The following is a 506-nucleotide window of genomic DNA, read 5'->3' as shown; positions in this document are numbered from 1 at the left end:
GGGCGGAGATGCACAGCAGCCCGGGAGCCATCGACACGCTGCTGGAGTGGTGGAACCGCGACCTCAAGGACGGCCTCGAGGAAATGCCCTTCCCCCCGGACTACCCGAAAATGCCTGGGGAGCCGCCGCGGGTACAGCCCAGCCGGGCCCGGAAGCAGGATTAGGGACGGAAGCAGGGTTAGCGGCCTATTCGAAGCGGGACGGGTCGCCTGTCCCGCGCCGGACCACCTCGGCCACGCCGCTGGAAAAGTCCACCACCGTGGTGGGCTCGGATCCGCAGTCGCCGGCGTCGATCACGGCGTCCACCTGGTGGTCCAGGCGCTCCTTGATTTCCCAGCCCTGGGTCAGCGGGTCCTCCTCGTCCGGCATGAGCAGGGTGCTTGAGAGCAGCGGCTCGCCGAGCTCGGCCAGCAGCGCCTGCACCACGCGGTTGTCCGGGATCCGGACGCCCACAGTTTTCTTTTTGGGGTGCAGCAGGCGCCGCGGAACTTCTTTGGTGGCCGGCA

At 68.4% G+C, this 506-nt stretch carries 1 protein-coding gene and 1 pseudogene; one reads left to right on the top strand and one right to left on the bottom strand.

All coding sequences use genetic code 11. The features are described 5' to 3' along the window. Positions 1-164: pseudogene (locus CXQ90_RS23140) on the top strand (ATP-dependent DNA ligase); the annotation flags it as partial. Between the two features lie 22 nt (positions 165-186). On the opposite strand, the gene CXQ90_RS21970 reads toward CXQ90_RS23140, so the two are convergent. Further along, positions 187-506 (bottom strand): L-threonylcarbamoyladenylate synthase (locus CXQ90_RS21970; RefSeq protein WP_181038678.1); only part of this gene is annotated, 320 nt, incomplete at its 5' end.

This window comes from Arthrobacter sp. ZGTC131 (genome assembly GCF_002929275.1).
Lineage (GTDB): Bacteria > Actinomycetota > Actinomycetes > Actinomycetales > Micrococcaceae > Arthrobacter.
This window is presented reverse-complemented; position numbering and strand designations above follow the sequence as displayed.